General features: G+C 40.0%; 17 protein-coding genes, 1 pseudogene and 1 other annotated feature. Of the genes and pseudogenes, 15 read left to right on the top strand and 3 right to left on the bottom strand.

The genetic code is table 11. The annotated features are described in order from the left end of the window. The first annotated feature begins 24 nt into the window (after nucleotides 1–24). On the top strand, nucleotides 25–384 hold the full coding sequence (rplT, locus tag BMMGA3_RS12500) for a 50S ribosomal protein L20 (RefSeq protein WP_003347498.1): 360 nt from the start codon (nucleotides 25–27) through the stop codon (nucleotides 382–384). 150 nt (nucleotides 385–534) lie between these two features. Continuing rightward, nucleotides 535–1,107, top strand: a complete 573-nt coding sequence (locus tag BMMGA3_RS12495) for a TVP38/TMEM64 family protein (RefSeq protein ID WP_003347499.1) — start codon at nucleotides 535–537, stop codon at nucleotides 1,105–1,107. A gap of 55 nt (nucleotides 1,108–1,162) precedes the next feature. Here the strand turns inward: BMMGA3_RS12495 and BMMGA3_RS12490 are convergent, their stop codons facing one another. Next, a complete protein-coding gene (locus BMMGA3_RS12490; RefSeq protein WP_003347500.1) occupies nucleotides 1,163–1,567 on the bottom strand; it encodes a hypothetical protein in 405 nt (134 codons plus the stop codon). A gap of 136 nt (nucleotides 1,568–1,703) precedes the next feature. On the opposite strand from BMMGA3_RS12490, the gene BMMGA3_RS12485 reads away from it, so the two are divergent. Together BMMGA3_RS12485 and BMMGA3_RS12480 are read left to right on the top strand one after the other, a co-directional pair. Further along, nucleotides 1,704–2,192 (top strand): dUTP diphosphatase, encoded by a 489-nt coding sequence (locus tag BMMGA3_RS12485; protein ID WP_003347501.1) that lies wholly within the window; start codon nucleotides 1,704–1,706, stop codon nucleotides 2,190–2,192. Nucleotides 2,193–2,265: 73 nt separating this feature from the next. Next, nucleotides 2,266–3,351 carry a M42 family metallopeptidase gene (locus BMMGA3_RS12480; protein ID WP_003347502.1) on the top strand — a complete coding sequence of 362 codons (1,086 nt, stop codon included), beginning with the start codon at nucleotides 2,266–2,268 and terminating at the stop codon, nucleotides 3,349–3,351. Nucleotides 3,352–3,388: 37 nt separating this feature from the next. Here the strand turns inward: BMMGA3_RS12480 and sspI are convergent, their stop codons facing one another. Beyond that, complete coding sequence (gene sspI / locus BMMGA3_RS12475; RefSeq protein ID WP_003347503.1) at nucleotides 3,389–3,595, bottom strand: small acid-soluble spore protein SspI; 207 nt, start codon at nucleotides 3,593–3,595, stop codon at nucleotides 3,389–3,391. A 117-nt stretch (nucleotides 3,596–3,712) separates the two neighbouring features. On the opposite strand from sspI, the gene BMMGA3_RS12470 reads away from it, so the two are divergent. The 3 genes from BMMGA3_RS12470 to pheT all read left to right on the top strand — a co-directional run bounded on the left by BMMGA3_RS12470 (nucleotide 3,713) and on the right by pheT (nucleotide 8,326). Then, a complete protein-coding gene (locus BMMGA3_RS12470) occupies nucleotides 3,713–4,465 on the top strand; it encodes a TrmH family RNA methyltransferase (RefSeq protein ID WP_003347504.1) in 753 nt (250 codons plus the stop codon). 77 nt (nucleotides 4,466–4,542) lie between these two features. After that, nucleotides 4,543–4,791, top strand: a binding site (T-box leader). 61 nt (nucleotides 4,792–4,852) lie between these two features. Next, nucleotides 4,853–5,890, top strand: a complete 1,038-nt coding sequence (gene pheS / locus BMMGA3_RS12465) for a phenylalanine--tRNA ligase subunit alpha (protein ID WP_003347507.1) — start codon at nucleotides 4,853–4,855, stop codon at nucleotides 5,888–5,890. 21 nt (nucleotides 5,891–5,911) lie between these two features. Further along, nucleotides 5,912–8,326: a phenylalanine--tRNA ligase subunit beta gene (gene pheT, locus BMMGA3_RS12460; protein ID WP_003347509.1), complete on the top strand. Its 2,415-nt coding sequence runs from the start codon at nucleotides 5,912–5,914 to the stop codon at nucleotides 8,324–8,326. A 113-nt stretch (nucleotides 8,327–8,439) separates the two neighbouring features. Here pheT and rnhC read toward each other — a convergent pair whose 3' ends face one another. After that, nucleotides 8,440–9,366, bottom strand: coding sequence for a ribonuclease HIII (gene rnhC / locus BMMGA3_RS12455; RefSeq protein ID WP_003347512.1), 927 nt, complete (start codon nucleotides 9,364–9,366; stop codon nucleotides 8,440–8,442). Nucleotides 9,367–9,577: 211 nt separating this feature from the next. Between rnhC and zapA the strand changes: the two genes are divergently transcribed. From zapA to BMMGA3_RS12415, 8 genes and pseudogenes are all read left to right on the top strand, one after another. Then, on the top strand, nucleotides 9,578–9,838 hold the full coding sequence (gene zapA / locus BMMGA3_RS12450; RefSeq protein WP_003347515.1) for a cell division protein ZapA: 261 nt from the start codon (nucleotides 9,578–9,580) through the stop codon (nucleotides 9,836–9,838). A 6-nt stretch (nucleotides 9,839–9,844) separates the two neighbouring features. Further along, nucleotides 9,845–10,387 (top strand): CvpA family protein, encoded by a 543-nt coding sequence (locus BMMGA3_RS12445; protein WP_003347516.1) that lies wholly within the window; start codon nucleotides 9,845–9,847, stop codon nucleotides 10,385–10,387. Between the two features lie 74 nt (nucleotides 10,388–10,461). Continuing rightward, nucleotides 10,462–12,192, top strand: coding sequence for a DNA polymerase/3'-5' exonuclease PolX (gene polX, locus BMMGA3_RS12440; protein WP_003347517.1), 1,731 nt, complete (start codon nucleotides 10,462–10,464; stop codon nucleotides 12,190–12,192). 23 nt (nucleotides 12,193–12,215) lie between these two features. Then, nucleotides 12,216–14,573 (top strand): annotated as a pseudogene (locus tag BMMGA3_RS12435) (endonuclease MutS2). Between the two features lie 18 nt (nucleotides 14,574–14,591). After that, complete coding sequence (locus BMMGA3_RS12430) at nucleotides 14,592–14,996, top strand: DUF350 domain-containing protein (RefSeq protein WP_003347518.1); 405 nt, start codon at nucleotides 14,592–14,594, stop codon at nucleotides 14,994–14,996. A gap of 298 nt (nucleotides 14,997–15,294) precedes the next feature. After that, entirely contained in the window at nucleotides 15,295–16,998 is a 1,704-nt protein-coding gene (locus tag BMMGA3_RS12425) for a long-chain-fatty-acid--CoA ligase (protein WP_003347519.1), read from the top strand. A gap of 223 nt (nucleotides 16,999–17,221) precedes the next feature. Beyond that, complete coding sequence (locus BMMGA3_RS12420) at nucleotides 17,222–17,818, top strand: fatty acid metabolism transcriptional regulator FadR (RefSeq protein ID WP_003347520.1); 597 nt, start codon at nucleotides 17,222–17,224, stop codon at nucleotides 17,816–17,818. Between the two features lie 26 nt (nucleotides 17,819–17,844). After that, nucleotides 17,845–18,618 carry an enoyl-CoA hydratase gene (locus tag BMMGA3_RS12415; protein WP_003347521.1) on the top strand — a complete coding sequence of 258 codons (774 nt, stop codon included), beginning with the start codon at nucleotides 17,845–17,847 and terminating at the stop codon, nucleotides 18,616–18,618. Nucleotides 18,619–18,668 lie beyond the last annotated feature (50 nt).

Here is an 18,668-nt window from a genome sequence, read left to right as displayed (position 1 = left end):
AGATTTATCTAGGAGGGAAATAACATGCCACGTGTAAAAGGCGGTACAGTTACTCGCAGACGTCGTAAAAAAGTTCTAAAATTAGCTAAAGGTTATTACGGTTCTAAACATACTTTATATAGAGTTGCTAATCAGCAAGTAATGAAATCTTTAATGTATGCATACCGCGACCGTCGCCAGAAAAAGCGCGACTTCCGCAAACTTTGGATTACTCGTATCAACGCAGCTGCCCGTATGAACGGTCTTTCTTACAGCCGTTTAATGCACGGCTTAAAGCTTGCAGGCATCGAAGTGAACCGCAAAATGCTTGCTGAATTAGCCGTCTCTGATGAAAAAGCATTTGCTGAATTAGCAAATGTTGCGAAACAACAATTTAACAAGTAATCATATTGATAACAGCCATTCTCTATGGAGGGTGGCTGTTATTTTTTTAAATAAGGGGAACATTTTTATTTTGGCGATTTTGTCATAACAGCCCATACGCATTTATAAGCTGTAGTAACATCAAGTGAATCAGCGGAGGCAGGTGATAACATGAATGATGAATGGTCCATGCTTGTTATTTTGATTGAAGCAGGGGGAGTTTTCGCACCTGCAGCATTTATCCTTTTTCATGTGTTAAGGCAGTTTTTGTTCATACCGGTAGCGGTTGTTTGCATAGCCGGAGGCATAATTTTTGGAACGATCTGGGGAACAATTTTTTCGCTGATAGGGTTAATGTTCAACAGTTTATTTTTTTATCTCTTTATTAACAAAATGCCGAAAACCTATCAAAAGCTATCAACTATTAAAAAACGCTGGTTTGGAGAATATCGCAACCTGACTGTAGGGCAAATCGCTGTTTTACGACTAATTCCATTTGTTCATTATCATTTGTTAAATTTTTGCTTGATTGAAAGAACGAAATCGTTCAAAGAGTACATGAGGGGTTCATGTGTGACCAACTTTCCCCTTGCGTTTTTTTACACAGTTTTTGGGGAATTTATCAGTCGTTTTACTCCTTCGATGATTATAGTGGTTCTCTTTGCCCTTTCAGTACTTGTGTATATTTTACGTGAAAAGGTGGCTGTAATAAAATGGGGGGAATTTTTTAAAGCTGAGGCATAAGAAAGTGAGAAAACAACGTTCGGGCCGCATTCGAACGTTGTTTAACTTTTTCTGGTTATTTAGAATCTTCTGTGAACTGGCTTTTTTTCAAAAATTCCTTAATAGGGCTTTTCCAATCAATTTTTGCACCAGAATAGTGCTCACGTATCTTTCTTTCAATAAAGAGAAAGTCTTCCCTGCCCAACCCTTTCAGTGCAGCAGTGCTCCGCGGCCATATAAAAATGGACACAACATCAAAAGCATTTTCTGTCGTTCCCATGTATTTTTCTCCTTCAAATAATACACCTTTATAGGTTAGCAAGAAATTTTTATGAACATTATCCGGATCATCCAAAAAATAAAAACGCTTTTGCTCATGGGCGAGTTCAAGTTTTCTCTTCGGATTCAATAAATATTTAATTAATCTATAAATAGCAAAAATGATAAGTGCAAATAATAGGAAGCGCAACATCCACAACATAATAGCCCCTCCAACATAATTTTTCTTTAATTACGAATGAACTTCAAAAAAGTTTCACTCTAAAAAAAGTTTCACTCAAATCGGAATTTGTTATAATTTTTTTAGATTAAAAACTGATTTGAAAGGATACTTTCATATGAATTTTCAAAAACTATTTGAAATGCAAAAAGCTTTAGATCGGCATATTGAGTCGAAGCATCAATTATTGGATGAGAATTTATTTGACCGGAAAGTTCTTGCTCTTCTTGTTGAATTGGGGGAATTGGCAAACGAAACCCGCTGTTTTAAATTTTGGAGTCTAAAGCCAGCGTCACCTGATAAGGTCGTTTTAGAAGAATTTGTAGACGGGATCCATTTTATTCTTTCTCTCGGGATCGAATGCGGTTTTGAACATGCAATCGAGCTGCCGAAATCAAAGACAACAGCCTCTTTAAACGAGCAGTTTTTACGAGTTTATCAATTAATTATTAATTTTAAACAACTTCGTACTTTTCATCATTATCAATTAATGTTTCAAGGCTATTTAGAACTTGCAAATCTTCTAGGTTTTACTTCAGAACAAATTGAACAAGCATATATTGAGAAAAATGAAGTAAATTATGAAAGACAGCGACAAGGATATTAGCAGAATTTTTTGTGTTTTTTCTTTAGCTTTTTGTATAATGAATAGGAAAATACATATTAAGGGAGTCGAAATAATGGCTAAATTGGATGAAACGTTAACGATGCTGAAAGATTTAACCGATGCGAAAGGTATCCCCGGAAATGAGCGGGAGGTACGCGAAGTAATGAAAAGATACATAGCTCCTTATGCAGATGAAGTAACAACAGATGGTCTGGGAAGTTTAATAGCCAAGAAGGTAGGAAAAGACGGCGGACCTAAAATTATGGTTGCAGGCCATTTAGATGAAGTTGGTTTCATGATCACCCATATCGATGACAAAGGATTTTTGCGTTTTCAAACTGTCGGAGGCTGGTGGTCACAAGTGATGCTTGCTCAGCGAGTGACAATCGTGACTCGTAAAGGAAACATAACTGGTGTAATCGGCTCCAAGCCTCCTCATATCCTTCCAGCAGAAGCGAGAAAAAAACCTGTAGAAATAAAAGACATGTTTATTGATATTGGGGCTTCAAGCCGTGATGAAGCAATGGAATGGGGCGTACGACCTGGGGACATGGTTGTTCCATATTTTGAATTTACTGTTATGAATAATGAAAAGATGCTTCTTGCTAAAGCATGGGATAACCGAATCGGCTGTGCGATCGCAATCGATGTGCTGAAACAGTTAAAAGGCGAGGCTCACCCAAACGTGGTTTATGGAGTTGGAACGGTTCAAGAAGAAGTCGGCTTACGCGGCGCCCGCACTTCTGCCCAAAAGATCGAGCCGGACATTGCTTTTGGAGTAGACGTTGGGATTGCCGGAGATACTCCTGGCATTTCTGAAAAAGAATCATTAAGCAAATTGGGGAAAGGCCCGCAGATTATTCTTTATGATGCAAGCATCGTCTCTCATAAAGGCCTTCGCGACTTTGTGACCGACACTGCTGATGAACTTAACATTCCTTATCAATTTGATTCAATGGCCGGCGGTGGTACCGATTCTGGAGCTATCCATCTCACTCATAAGGGTGTTCCGTCTTTATCGATTACGATTCCTACCCGCTACATCCATTCTCATGCTGCAATCCTTCACCGCGATGACTATGAGAATGCAGTTAAACTAATCGTTGAAGTGATTAAACGGCTCGATAAAGAAACGGTTGAGAAAATCACATTTGAATAGGAGCAGAATAACACCCCGGGAAAACCGGGGTATTAGTTTATTTCAATCCATTTTCAAGAGTTTGCAGCATTTCCTGGCGATCTTGTTCAGAGGAATTTTTCCAGATAACTTCGAAAAGCACGCCAAGACCAGGCAGCATTTTTTCTTCTCCGGTGTTGATGGCGTCAACAATCGTTTCTCTTAATTCGTCTTGTGAATTGCCGGAAACATTTTGAATAATGGCATTTCGCAAATTTAAGTTCATTAGATTCACTCCTTTTGTAATTATCAGTCGATATTATCTTTTCTGTTTTAAAATTTAATATGTATATTAGTTGCGGTATAATAAGGAAACTGATCACGCAAAAAGGAGAGACAGTGTTTGAAACACATTCACTCAATTCAAAATCCGCAAGTAAAGCAATGGAAAAAACTATTAACAAAGAAAGAGCGGGATAAGACAGGAACATTTCTAGTCGAAGGGCATCATCTCGTTGAAGAGGCGTTAAAAGCCGGAAGCGTTCTACATTTAATTATTAATGAAAAGGAGGAATTGCCGCCACGTTGGAATTACGGTTCGATTCCAGTAACGATGGTGACAGATGAGATTATAAAGACCTTGTCGGAAACGGAAGCCCCTCAAGGTGTCTTAGCTGTGTGCCGCCAAAATAAAATAGATCCGGAACAAATTAAGGGGAAAAGGTTTCTGTTAATCGATGCCGTCCAGGATCCGGGAAACGTAGGAACCATGATCAGAACAGCCGATGCTGCAGGAGTCGATGCTGTCATTGTCGGCAACGGCAGTGTCGATATTTATAATTCTAAGGTTCTTCGTTCTGCACAGGGGAGTCATTTCCATCTTCCTGTTATTAGAGGGGATTTATTCAAGTGGATGGAAAGGCTCAAACAAGAGAATATCCCTGTCTATGGAACATCCCTTGACAATGCTAGAGTCTATACGGACATAAAGCCAGTCGGATCGTTTGGTTTGATTGTTGGAAATGAAGGAAGCGGTGTTAACAAAGAGATATTAGAGAAAACTGACGGGAATCTTTTCATCCCGATCCACGGAAAAAGTGAATCGCTAAACGTTGCTGTTGCGGCGGGAATTTTGCTGTATTATTTACGGTGCTAAAAATGCGCAGCAATATTATATAAAACCGTTTGAAAGTAAGAAAAGAATATAATATAATAAACAGCAAAAATGCATACATAAAAACGATGATGGAGAAGAGTAGCTTTTTCACACCATTCAGGGAGAAAATGCCGTAGACTGGAAGCATTTTTATGGGAAGAAAAGTGAAGTTCACCTCCGGAGTTGGCATCGGGACCATTTCAGAAAGAAATGTAAAGATGCACCGGCGCATGCCGTTATCCGAATGAAGTGAACACGCTTTAGTTGACTTTTGGCAAAGCGTGTTAAAAAGGGTGGTACCGCGAATCCAATACCTCGTCCCTTTATTGGGAGCGAGGTTTTTTTATTTGGTGGAAAAACGCTAACAACTAAAAGGAGGAAATTTTCATGCAAGAGCGGTTAAAAGAATTGCAGGCAGAAGCACTTGCGAAAGTAGAGAAAGCATCTGACCTGAAAGAGTTAAATGAAATTCGTGTGGCTTATTTAGGAAAAAAAGGCCCGATTACGGAAGTTCTGAAAGGGATGGGCAAATTATCAGCCGAAGAACGGCCGGTGATGGGGGCTCTCGCAAATGAGGTGCGTGATTCGATCAGTTCCGCGATTGAAAGCAAGCATAAGCACTTGGAAGAAGCGGCGATCCAACAAAAGCTTGCTTCCGAATCAATTGATGTTACACTTCCCGGCCGACCAGTTAAAATAGGCAATCATCATCCATTAACACGGATTATTGAGGAAATCGAAGATTTATTTATCGGCATGGGTTATGCCATTGCAGAAGGACCTGAAGTGGAAAAAGACTACTATAACTTTGAAGCTTTGAATCTCCCGAAAGGACACCCGGCTCGTGATATGCAGGATTCCTTCTATATTACCGAGGAAATTTTGCTTCGCACTCACACTTCACCTGTTCAGGCACGGACAATGGAAAAACATCAAGGGAAAGGACCTGTAAAAATTATCTGTCCAGGTAAAGTGTATCGTAGGGATAATGACGATGCCACCCACTCCCACCAGTTCATGCAGATCGAAGGACTGGTTGTTGATGAAAACATCAGAATGAGCGATTTAAAGGGAACACTTGAAGTATTCGCGAAAAAAATGTTTGGCGAAGACCGCGAAATCCGTTTGCGTCCAAGTTTCTTTCCTTTTACAGAACCTTCTGTAGAAATGGATATCTCTTGTAAAATATGCGGCGGAAATGGCTGCAGCGTTTGTAAGGGAACAGGTTGGATTGAAATTCTTGGTGCAGGAATGGTGCATCCGAATGTTCTTGAAATGGCCGGATTTGATTCGAAAAAATATACAGGGTTTGCATTTGGAATGGGGCCTGAACGAATAGCGATGCTGAAGTATGGCATTGATGATATACGCCATTTTTACACGAATGATATTCGTTTCTTAAAACAATTTTCAGTTACTGAATAAATTGAAACAGGAGGACAAGACATGTTCGTATCATATAAATGGCTGCAGGAATATGTAGATTTATCAGGGATTACAGCAGAAGAGCTGGCTGAGAAAATCACAAAAAGCGGCATTGAAGTAGAAGGTGTTGAAACACTGAACGAAGGCATAAAAGGAGTTGTTGTCGGTCATGTGCTTGAACGGGAACAGCATCCGAATGCTGATAAATTAAGTAAATGTTTAGTGGATATTGGCGAAGGTGACCCGGTCCAAATTATTTGTGGAGCACCGAATGTTGAGAAGGGCCAAAAAGTGGCTGTTGCCAAAGTCGGTGCGGTGCTGCCGGGCAATTTTAAAATCAAGCGGGCAAAGCTGCGCGGCGAAGAATCACATGGAATGATTTGTTCCCTTCAAGAGCTTGGAATCGAAAGCAAACTCATTGCTAAGGAATATGCTGAAGGTATTTTCGTATTCCCGAACGATGCTCAAGTTGGGGAAGATGCGATTGCTCTTTTGAATAGAGATGACCAGGTGCTTGAGCTCGGGTTGACTCCGAACCGTTCTGACTGCTTAAGTATGATCGGCGTTGCTTATGAAGTGGCAGCTATTTTAGGAAGAGAGGTCAAGCTTCCTTCAATTGAAAAGCATCCAGCATCTGAGAAAGCTTCCAATTATATTAAAGTAAGAGTAGAGGCTGTCGATGATAATCCACTGTATGTAGCAAAAGTAATTAAAAATGTAAAAATCGCCCCATCTCCGTTATGGATGCAAGGAAGGTTAATGGCGGCAGGAATCCGCCCTCATAATAATGTAGTCGACATTACAAATTATGTTTTGCTTGAGTATGGCCAGCCGCTGCATGCATTCGATTATGACCGCTTCGGTTCAAAAGAAATAGTCGTTCGCCGTGCTAAAGACGGGGAAGTCATTGAAACACTCGATGATGTAAAACGTGAATTAACATCAGATCACCTCGTGATTACAAACGGAACAGTGCCGGTTGCGCTTGCAGGAGTTATGGGTGGCGCAAATTCAGAAGTGCAAGCTGACACAACAACGGTTCTTTTGGAATCGGCATATTTCAAAGGAGCAACCGTTAGAAAAGCTTCCAAGGATCACGGACTGCGAAGCGAAGCAAGTGCAAGGTTTGAAAAAGGGGTCGATCCTAACAGAGTAAGGGCGGCAGCGGAAAGAGCAGCTGATTTAATGGCAAAATACGCCGGCGGCGAAGTGCTGGAAGGGACAGTTGAAGCAGATCATCTTCAAATAGAACCAGCTGTCATCTCGGTAACTTTGGAAAAAATCAAGAGAGTGCTTGGCACTGATTTAACGATAAAACAGGTTGAAGACATTTTTGCCCGCCTGCAATTTGAAACAACTACAGATAATGAGCAGATTACAGTTACGGTTCCGACCCGCCGTGGGGATATTACAATCGAGGAAGACTTGATTGAAGAAGTCGCGAGATTATATGGATACGATAACTTGCCAAAAACTTTGCCAATCAGTTCTTCTACACCAGGCAAGCTAACCGATTATCAAAAGAAACGCAGAATTGTACGCCGCTTCTTAGAAGGTGCCGGTCTATACCAGGCTGTGACCTATTCGTTGACAAGTGAAGAAAAAGCTGGACAATACGCACTGGAGAAACGCGAGCCAATTAAACTCTCCATGCCGATGAGTGAAGACAGAAGCAGGCTTCGCTTAAGCATTGTTCCGCAGCTTCTTGAAGTTTTAAAATATAATCTCGCTCGCCAGATGGACAGTGTTGCTGTTTATGAAATCGGCTCGGTATTTTTAGCGAACGGTTCAGACGAATTACCGGAAGAACGGGAGCATGTTGCAGCAGCTGTGACAGGATTGTGGCATGTTCATTCCTGGCAGGGTGAAAAGAAACCAGTTGACTTCTTCGTTCTAAAAGGTATTCTTGAAGGGTTATTTGCACGTCTAGGTCTTGAAAACGACATTGAGTTCCGCAAGGCGATCGTAGATGGCATGCACCCGGGAAGAACAGCCGAAGTATACTTAAAAGGCAAAAGAGCAGGGTTTATTGGACAAATTCATCCAAACATTCAAAAAGAAATGGATTTAAAAGACACGTATGTATTTGAATTGTCATTAAAAATGATTTTAGAAGCCGAAACTGCTCCGCTGCATTACGAACCGATTCCTCGATTCCCATCAATTACGAGGGATATTGCTCTCGTGGTGGAAAAAGAGAAAACAGCGGGAGAGCTTGAAAAAATTATTAAAGAAGCAGGTGGAAACTTGCTGAAAGAAGTTCAAGTGTTTGACCTTTATGAAGGCGAGCATATGGAACCTGGCAAGAAATCAATTGCGTTCTCTTTAAAATATTATGATCCAGAACGTACCTTGACTGATGAAGACGTCAGCAAGGCTCATGAAAACGTATTACAAGCAGTAAAAGAAAAAGCCGGAGCCATACTGCGCGGATAACTAACAAGAGGCAGCCATTCAAGGCTGCCTTTTTAATGTACTGGCCCTGCTGCATTAAATTATTAACTCGTTGATTCGGGGTGCTGCAACGTTAACGCGATGAAGTGCAAAGGTTAAATCGTTTTTGAAAGCTGTATTGCTTTTTGTGTATTTGCAAAATGGAGTTTAACAAATTTTTGGAGTGATTCCCGTCCTTTTTCTTTGATTAACTTTGCCGCGGCCTCGTCTACTCGTTGGCTTGCCCCTTTTGGGAGTGTAAACCCAGCCGCTTCGCTCAATTTTTCAAAGTGCCTGATAAAGGCGTAGCGTGCGATGATGGAAGCCGCTGCGACAGAGACGTGAATTCCCTCTGCTTTCGTGCTGAAAAAAACCCGATCCCTTTGTATTGCCGATTGGTCCTTAATATGCTGAAAATAAATGTCTTCCTTGACAAATTGGTCAATGAGAATGGCTTCCGGCTTTTCAGGGGCAATTTTCTTTAAAACATGACCGATCGCCTGATTATGCAGCAATGCTTTCATTTTCCCTTGTGACATCCCGGATTGCTGCAATTGATTATATTTTTCATTATGTAAAGTTAACAGGCTGTGAGGAACAATATTGATTAACTGTTTTGCAATTAAAGTGATCTTCTCATCTGTTAACTGTTTAGAATCTTTTACACCAATATCTTTCAGAATTGGAATGTCGTCTTTTTTTACATAAGCTGCAACCACTGTAATTGGGCCGAAATAATCCCCTGTCCCTACCTCATCGGACCCTAAAACAGACATGGAACTTATTTCAGAAGGAAGGCTTCCAGAAACGTATACAGGCTTTGAAGAAACATGCTGTTTGGCATCATCCCATTTTTTTGCCTCAGCTTCCGCACCATTCCCTTGAAACATAATTTTCCCTGATTGATAGGCTGTAATGGTGCAGTTCGCGGTTTTTGCTGAAAATAGTCCTCCCTGAGGGACTTTTTCTATTAAATGATTTTCATAGTATTTTTTTATTTGCTCAAGTTCTATTTTGCTTTTTTTCAGTACGATATTGGTCAAAATGAACACTCCTTTAAATAAAACTGTAAATTTATGAAAAATTCCCCTTCCCTTGCAAAAAAATTTCTTCCTTTTTCGGCTGTGAGAGCAAAATACATTTCAACAGTCTGCCTAAAAAAATCCGGAAACTTCCTTCATATTCTTTGGCTTTCCACGATTTTCGGTTCATGTTATAGTATAGATTAGGATTCTTACGAAGGGGGCATTCGTGTTGTCTGATGCACAAAAAAATCGAATTTCAGTTGAAATTTACGGGCAACAATATGTCATTGTCGGCTCTGAAAGCACTAGTCATATTCGCCTTGTTGCCTCAATCGTTGACGATAAAATGCGTGAAATCAGCTCCAAGAATCCTTCACTCGATACTAGCAAATTAGCCGTATTAACTGCAGTTAATGCTGTTAATGATTATTTAAAAATAAAGGATCGGTTAGAACGGCTGGAAAACGAATTAAAAAGAGTAAAGGACTGAAAAGCCATGCTGGATCTCGCTATATTTATTATCTTAGTTTTCGGTTTTTTAGTAGGTTTAAAGAGAGGCTTTATACTTCAATTTATTCACCTTACTGGCTTCATTATAGCCTTTATTGCCGCAAGGATGTATTATGAAGAACTCGCTCCAAAGCTGGCCTTGTGGATTCCCTATCCTGCTCTAAGCAGTGACTCTGCCTTAAAGATGCTGTTGGAAAATAAGAATTTAGAAGATGCATTTTATCGGGCGATTGCGTTTGCCGCGATCTTTTTTGCTGTAAAAATTTTGCTGCAAATCATCGGTTCAATGCTCGATTTTGTTGCTCATTTGCCGGTATTAAGACAGTTGAACATTTTTGCCGGAGGATTTCTTGGTTTTGCGGAAGTCTATCTTATTATGTTCATTTTATTATATATAGCTGCCCTGTTGCCAATCGAAGCAGTCCAGGAGGCGCTTGCCAATTCTTTTTTTGCCAAAAATATAGTTGAAAATACTCCCCTTCTTTCGCAACAAATAAAAGAACTTTGGATTGAATATGTTGCGGCATAACTTCTCTTTTGCAGAGAAGTTTTTCTTTTCATGGTAAAAATAGAAGGTAGAGGACAAAAAGGCGGTGGTCACGAATGGGTGTCAATAAAAAGGATGTCATTCGTTTATTAGAGTCAATTGCTATTTATATGGAATTAAAAGGAGAAAATCCATTTAAAGTTTCGGCGTTCAGAAAAGCAGCTGCTGCGTTGGAAGCAGATGACAGGAGCTTAACAGAGATAAATGATTTCACATCACTTTCAGGCATCGGAAAAGGTACGGCAGCAGTTATTGAAGAGTATATACAAGAGGGAAAATCCTCTGTCTTGATGGAACTTCAGGAAGAAGTCCCGAAAGGCTTAATTCCGCTTTTGCAAATTCAGGGTCTAGGCGGCAAAAAAATTGCTAAACTTTATCGAGAACTTGGAATTGAAAGTGCTGGAGATTTGGAAAAAGCATGTCGTGAAGGAAAAGTAAGAGAACTTGCCGGTTTTGGAATAAAGACAGAAGAAAAAATACTCGCAACACTGAAAAAATTTGGGTCGAGACCTGTACGCTTGCCGGTTGCTTATATGATTCCAATCGCAGAATCGATTGAGAAAGAGCTTGCTGACTTCCCGGAAATTGAGAAATTTTCCCGGGCCGGAAGCTTGCGAAGATTGAGAGAAACTGTGAAAGATCTTGATTTTATTATCGCCACAAATGAACCCGTCTCTGTTAAGGAAAGACTATTAAAGCTTTCAAACATAAAAGAAGTGATTGCGGCCGGAGAAACAAAAGTTTCACTTATTCTTGACCACGATTACGAAGTTTCTGTTGATTTCCGGCTTGTGAACCCGGCACAATTTGCGACTGCCCTTCATCATTTTACTGGCTCAAAAGATCATAATGTGCGAATGAGGCAGCTGGCAAAAGAACGTGGTGAAAAAATAAGTGAGTATGGAGTGGAAATTTCCGAAACTGGGGAAACTCTTACTTTTGATTCAGAAGAAGAATTTTATCATCATTTTGATTTACCCTATATCCCACCGGAAATTAGGGAGGATGGCCGGGAAGTTGATGAATTTACAACAGATATTCAATTCATTTCTCTTGATGATATTAAAGGAGACCTCCATTTGCACACGACATGGAGCGATGGGGCCCACTCAATTGAGGAAATGGTGGAAGCTTGCCGGAAAAGAGGCTATCAATATTTAGCAATAACAGATCATTCTCAATATTTAAAGGTAGCTAATGGATTAACATCTGAAAGGCTGAGGAAACAAAAAGAAGAAATAAAAAAATTGAACGAAAAATACAAGGATATCACGATTCTTTCCGGTGTGGAAATGGATATATTGCCTGACGGAACGCTTGATTATGATGATGAATTGCTTGCAGAAATGGATATTGTTATCGCTTCGATCCATTCTTCTTTTTCTCAGCCGAAAGAAAAGATCATGTATCGGCTTAAAACAGCTCTTGTAAATGCCCATGTAGATATTATTGCTCATCCGACTGGAAGGCTTATCGGACGGCGTGAAGGCTATCAAGTTGATATGGATATGCTGATTGAACTGGCGAAGCAAACAAATACGGCGCTGGAGCTTAATTCAAACCCGAACCGTCTCGACCTTTCTGCAGAGCATTTGAAAAAAGCCCAAGAAAAAGGGGTCATGATCGTTATTAATACTGATGCGCATAATATGGACACACTTTCCCATATGGAAATCGGTGTGTCAGCTGCAAAAAAAGGATGGATTCAAAAAAGCTCTGTGCTGAATGCCTTAGAAATAAATGAATTGCTTGATTTTCTGCATCGTCGGGATAAAAAGCAACAATGAGATAGAAGGGGGAACAAATCTCCATGCACCAACGGGTTTTAAAGGTTTTAGAATTTGATAAAGTGAAAGAGCAGCTTCTTGAACATGTATCATCCTCATTAGGAAAAGAAAAAGTGAAACAGCTTTTGCCGTCTTCTGATTTTAACGAAGTTGTAAGGCTTCAGGAAGAAACAGATGAGGCTGTGAAGGTGCTTAGGTTAAAGGGCAATGTACCGCTCGAGGGAATTTATGATATTCGCCCCCATACGAAGAGGGCGGCCATTGGCGGGTCTTTAAGCCCTCACGAATTAATTCAAGTAGCGAGTACTGTTCATGCCAGCCGGCAAATAAAAAGATTCATTGAAAATTTGAATGAAGAAACAACCAATCTTCCGATTTTAGCAAAATATGCTGAACGGATTATCGTATTGGCAGAACTGGAAGAGGCAATCAAACATGCGATCGATGACAGCGGAGAGGTCCTTGATGGTGCCAGTGAAACCTTAAGGTCTTTAAGACAGCAGCTGCGAACAAAGGAAGCACGTATCCGTGAACGGCTGGAAAGCATGATCCGGTCTTCGAATGCGCAGAAAATGCTGTCAGATGCAATTGTGACGATTCGAAATGATCGATTTGTTATCCCGGTAAAACAAGAGTACCGAGGGCATTACGGCGGGATTATTCATGACCAAAGTTCATCTGGACAAACATTGTTTATCGAGCCGCAGGCAATTGTTCAATTAAATAATGATCTACAGGGGCTGCGTGTAAAAGAACAGCAGGAAATTGATCGTATTTTGCACGAACTCTCACAAAAAGTTGGTGAACATAGCGCTGAGCTGGAAACCATTGTTCTTGTTTTAGCAGAACTGGACTTTATGTTTGCAAAAGCGCGATACAGCAACAAAATTAAAGCATCCAAACCTTTGATGAATAACGAAGGAAGGATTTCTTTATTAAAAGCACGCCATCCGTTAATCCCAATTGATGAAGTAGTGGCGAATGATATTTCATTAGGCAAAGATTATTCTACAATTGTTATTACGGGTCCGAATACAGGAGGAAAAACGGTCACATTAAAAACCGTCGGGCTATGCACGCTTATGGCACAGTCGGGTTTGCAAATTCCTGCATTAGACGGATCAGAAATGGCTGTCTTCGGATCCGTATATGCGGATATCGGTGATGAGCAGTCAATCGAACAAAGTTTAAGTACATTTTCTTCCCATATGGTAAATATTGTTGATATTTTAAATAAGGTTGATTTTAACAGCCTTGTCCTTTTCGATGAGCTGGGAGCGGGAACGGATCCACAGGAAGGTGCCGCTTTGGCAATATCCATTTTGGATGAAGTTTATAAACGCGGTGCAAAAGTAATTGCAACAACCCACTATCCTGAATTAAAAGCATAAGGCTATAATCGGGAAGGAGTCGTAAACGCAAGCGTCGAATTTGATATTGAAACATTAAGTCCTACATATAAGCTCTTAATCGGGGTTCCTGGACGAAGCAATGCATTTGAAATATCGAAGCGACTCGGCCTTGATGAAAATGTGATTAACAATGCCCGTTCTTACGTAGGCGCTGACAGCAGCCAAGTTGAAAACATGATCGCTTCACTCGAATCAAGCCGACGCCAGGCCGAAGCAGAGCTTGAAGAAGCAAGTGAATTACTAAAGCAAGCGGAGAAGCTCCATAAAGATCTTCAAAAACAAATGATCGCTTTTTATGAGTATAAGGACTCTTTATACGAAAAAGCGGAACAAGAAGCTCGAGCTATTGTTGAAAAAGCCAAGAAGGAAGCAGAAGAGATCATTAGAGAATTAAGAAGAATGCGCATTGAAAAACAGGCCGAAGTGAAAGAACATGAGCTTATTGAGGCAAGGAGAAGACTTGATGAAGCTGCGCCTGAAAAAAGAGAAAACAACAAAGGGAAAAAGCTGAAGGCTCAAAAGCACAAGTTCAAGCCTGGAGATGAGGTTAAAGTCTTAAGTTTTGACCAAAAAGGCCATCTTGTGGAGAAAATTTCTGACACGGAGTGGCAGGTGCAAATTGGAATTTTAAAAATGAAAGTAAATGAATCGGACATGGAGTTCATCAACAGTCCGAAACCGCAAGAAACAAAACCAATTGCAACTGTGAAAGGGAAGGACTATCACGTCAGCCTTGAACTTGATTTGCGCGGTGAACGATATGAAGATGCATTGTTAAAAGTCGAAAAATATATCGATGATGCGTTATTGGCAGGATATCCTCGAGTATCCATCATTCATGGCAAAGGAACCGGTGCATTAAGGCAAGGAGTTCAGGAATATTTAAAAAATCACCGCGCCGTTAAAAAAATCCGCTTTGGCGAGGCGGGTGAAGGCGGAACAGGAGTTACAATTGTTGAATTTAAATAGTGGCGGTGAGTATAGAATATGAACGGATTTTGGGAGAATGAATATGTACAAGCAGCCGCATATTACAGCGTTGTTATTTTGTGTTCAATTGTTTTTTTAGCTATTTTTGAGTTGGTTACAAAGTACAAAAATTGGGAGGAAATTAAAAACGGAAACTTATCTGTCGCAATGGCAACCGGAGGGAAAATATTTGGAATAGCAAATATATTCCGCTATTCCATAATGCAGCATGACAGTCTTTTTTCGATGATCGGCTGGGGAGTGTTCGGTTTTACTTTGCTGCTAGCAGGGTACTTTATCTATGAGTTTTTAACTCCAAAAATTAAAATAGATGAAGAAATTCAAAACGATAACCGCGCAGTTGGTTTTATTTCAATGGTTGTATCAATAGGACTGTCTTACATTATCGGTGCGGGACTATAAGAAGGGAGTTTGCGAATTTTGGAGACGTTAGCAAAAGTGCTGCTCGTTCTGTGTGTTGCATTTTCCGTAATCGGGGTCATATATTTAATGTTTTTTGCCTGAAAATTTAATTCTAAATATGTTTTAAAAGCCGTTCTCAATAAGAGCGGCTTTTTCTTTTACCAAAACGCCAAAAAAGATTCAGTATCAAAGGCGATTGGTGCTGGTTATTCTAATTGTAATGGTATGGCCGTTATATTATAATCAAGTTAAACAGTTAGAATTTTCAAATAATTATTAAAAAGAGGAGCAGAAAAGAATGTCAGAGAATAGAAGCTGGTTAAAAAATTATCCGGAAGAGATCCCTTCATCATTAACCTATGATAGTAAACCATTGCAGCAGTATTTAATAAAGGCTGCTGAAGATTATCCTGAAAAATGCGCAATCCATTTTATGGGGAAAGAGGTCACTTATAAAGAACTTTTAAAATTTGCAGTTAAACTTGCTGGATATTTACAGGAACTCGGCATTAAAAAAGGCGACAGGGTTGCGATTATGCTTCCAAATACAATACAATCTGTAATCGCTTATTATGGAATTTTAATGGCTGGCGGCATCGTAGTTCAAACAAACCCATTGTACATGGAACGAGAACTTGAGTTTCAAATGAAAGATTCTGGCGCTAAAGCCATTATCACCCTTGATATTTTAGTTCCAAGAGTATCAAAAGTAATACCTCATACGGATGTTAAACACATTATTGTAACCGCTATCAAAGATTTTTTGCCTTTTCCAAAAAAACTTATTTATCCATTTATTCAAAAAAAGCAGTATGAAATTGTTGTTGATGTTAAACATGAAGGCAATCATCATTTACTAATGGAAATTTTAAAAAAGCCGTCAAGACAAGTAAAAGAGCATGAATTGAATATTGAAGAAGACCTTGCACTGCTCCAATATACCGGTGGAACGACAGGTTATCCGAAAGGTGTTATGCTTACACATAAAAATCTCGTAGCTAACGCTGTCATGTGCCAAGCATGGCTTTATAAATGCAAGCGCGGGGAAGAAGTAGTTCTTGGAATCCTTCCTTTTTTCCATGTGTATGGAATGACAACAGTATTAATACTTTCTGTTATGCAGGCATACAAAATGGTTCTTTTGCCAAAATTTGATGCTAAAACAACCTTAAAAACGATACAAAAACAACGGCCAACGTTATTTCCAGGAGCCCCAACAATTTATATCGGACTGCTAAACCATCCTGATCTTAAAAAATATGATCTTTCATCGATCGATTCCTGCATTAGTGGATCAGCTCCGTTGCCGTTAGAAATACAGCAAAAATTTGAGGAAGTAACAGGAGGGAAGCTCGTTGAAGGCTATGGATTAACCGAATCATCCCCTGTAACACATTCAAACTTCCTTTGGGATCGTCCAAGAGTTAAAGGCAGTATCGGTGTTCCGTGGCCGGATACAGATGCCTGTATATTTTCGATTGAAACAGGAGAAATGTTGTCTCCGGGCGAAATTGGAGAAATCGCAGTCAGAGGGCCACAGATTATGAAAGGCTATTGGAATAAGCCGGAGGAAACAGCCCAGGTTCTGCGCGACGGATGGCTGTTAACTGGAGATCTCGGATATATGGATGAGGAAGGATACTTTTATGTTGTTGACCGGAAAAAGGATATGATTATTGCCGGAGGATTGAACATCTATCCGCGCGAAGTTGAGGAAGTCCTGTATGAACATCCGGATGTTCAGGAGGTTGTAGTGGCTGGAATTCCTGATCCTTATAGAGGCGAAACGGTTAAAGCGTATATTGTGCTGCGGAAAGGCGCTTCAATCTCAACTGAAGAAATGGATCAATTTGCGCGGAAACACCTCGCAGCCTATAAAGTTCCGAGAGCATATGAATTCAGGGATGAACTTCCAAAAACAGCTGTCGGCAAGATTTTGCGAAGAGCTTTAGTAGATGAAGAGAAAAAGAAGATGGAAGAAAATGAAAAAAAACAGGCTTAAACTTTTGAAGCCGTATTGGCTATTTCTTTTTGGTATTTAGAGTTTGTCTCACTTTTAGGTAGTACACCATAATAAATGTATGATATTATGTTGACATATTAAAAATACAGAATTATTATAAAAATATGAATGATTATTCATTCATTTTAATAAAAAAGTGAATGATTCAGATAGAAGAAGGTTTTACCAAAGCGCTTATTGCTTGTAGAAAGAGGGGGAAGGGTTGAAGAAAAATAAACCGAAATACCGGCAAATTATCGATGCTGCAGTGACCGTCATAGCCGAAAATGGCTATCACCAAGCGCAAGTATCGAAAATTGCCAAACAAGCTGGAGTAGCGGATGGAACGATCTACTTATATTTCAAAAACAAAGAGGATATTCTCATTTCTCTCTTTCAAGATAAAATGGGGTATTTTGTAGAAAAGATTGAAGAAGAAATTGCAGGAAAAGAGAAAGCGACAGAGAAATTATTAACGCTGATTGAAAATCATTTTAAAATACTTTCTGATGACCCGCATCTTGCTATTGTTACCCAGCTGGAGCTCAGGCAATCGAATAAAGACCTTCGCTTAAAGATTAACGAAGTGCTGAAAGGATATTTAAAAGTAGTTGATAAAATCCTAATCGAAGGAAAAGAAAACGGGGAATTTTCCAGCACTTTAGATGTTCGGTTAGCAAGGCAAATGATTTTTGGAACCATTGATGAAACTGTTACAACATGGGTCATGAATGGTCAAAAATACGATTTGACCGCACTTTCTAAAAAAGTCCACGAATTGCTGATTCACGGATGCGGAGGATTTAGATCAAAGGGGTAGGCTGTCAAAATTAAGGAGGGGATATAGTGGAGAATTTAAGTTGGTCACATTCAGATATGGTGGCAACTATTACAATTAAGAGGCCGCCGGCAAATGCTCTTTCTTCAAGCCTGTTGAAAGAATTATCAGCTGTATTGGACGAAGTGGAATCAAATGATGAAATTCGAGTTGTATTGATTCATGGCGAGGGTAAATTTTTTTCTGCCGGAGCTGATATTAAGGAATTTACAACGTTTCAAACAGGAGACGACTTCGCAAATTTAGCTGAATACGGCCAGAATTTGTTTGAAAGAATGGAAACCTTCAGCAAACCATTAATTGCAGCGATACATGGAGCTGCTCTTGGCGGTGGGCTTGAGCTTGCGATGGCGTGCCATTTCCGCCTTGTGAGCGAAAACGCTAAGCTAGGATTACCAGAATTACAGCTTGGCTTAATTCCAGGTTTTGCAGGTACACAGCGTCTTCCTCGTTATGTCGGAATTGCAAGGGCAGCGGAAATGTTGTTTACGAGTGAACCGATCACCGGAACAGAAGCAGTCCAATTTGGGCTTGCCAACCATGCATATCCGGAAAACGAGCTGCTCGATAATGCATATCGGATTGCGAAAAAAATTGCGAAGAAAAGCCCTGTTTCGATTAAAGCGGCAATCCAGCTATTAAACTATGCAAAAACAAAAGAGTTTTATAGTGGAGTTAAAAAAGAAGCTGAGCTATTCGGGAAAGTGTTCGTATCCGAAGATGCGCAAGAAGGCATTCGTGCATTTATTGAAAAGAGAGAGCCTTCTTTTAAAGGGAAGTGAATAATTGGCAAAACATGCGAACGTGAATTTCTTTCCACTGTCATATATAT

Origin of the sequence: Bacillus methanolicus MGA3 (assembly GCF_000724485.1) — a bacterium.
In the GTDB taxonomy this organism is placed as follows: Bacteria; Bacillota; Bacilli; order Bacillales; family Cytobacillaceae; genus Bacillus_Z; species Bacillus_Z methanolicus_A.
This window is presented reverse-complemented; position numbering and strand designations above follow the sequence as displayed.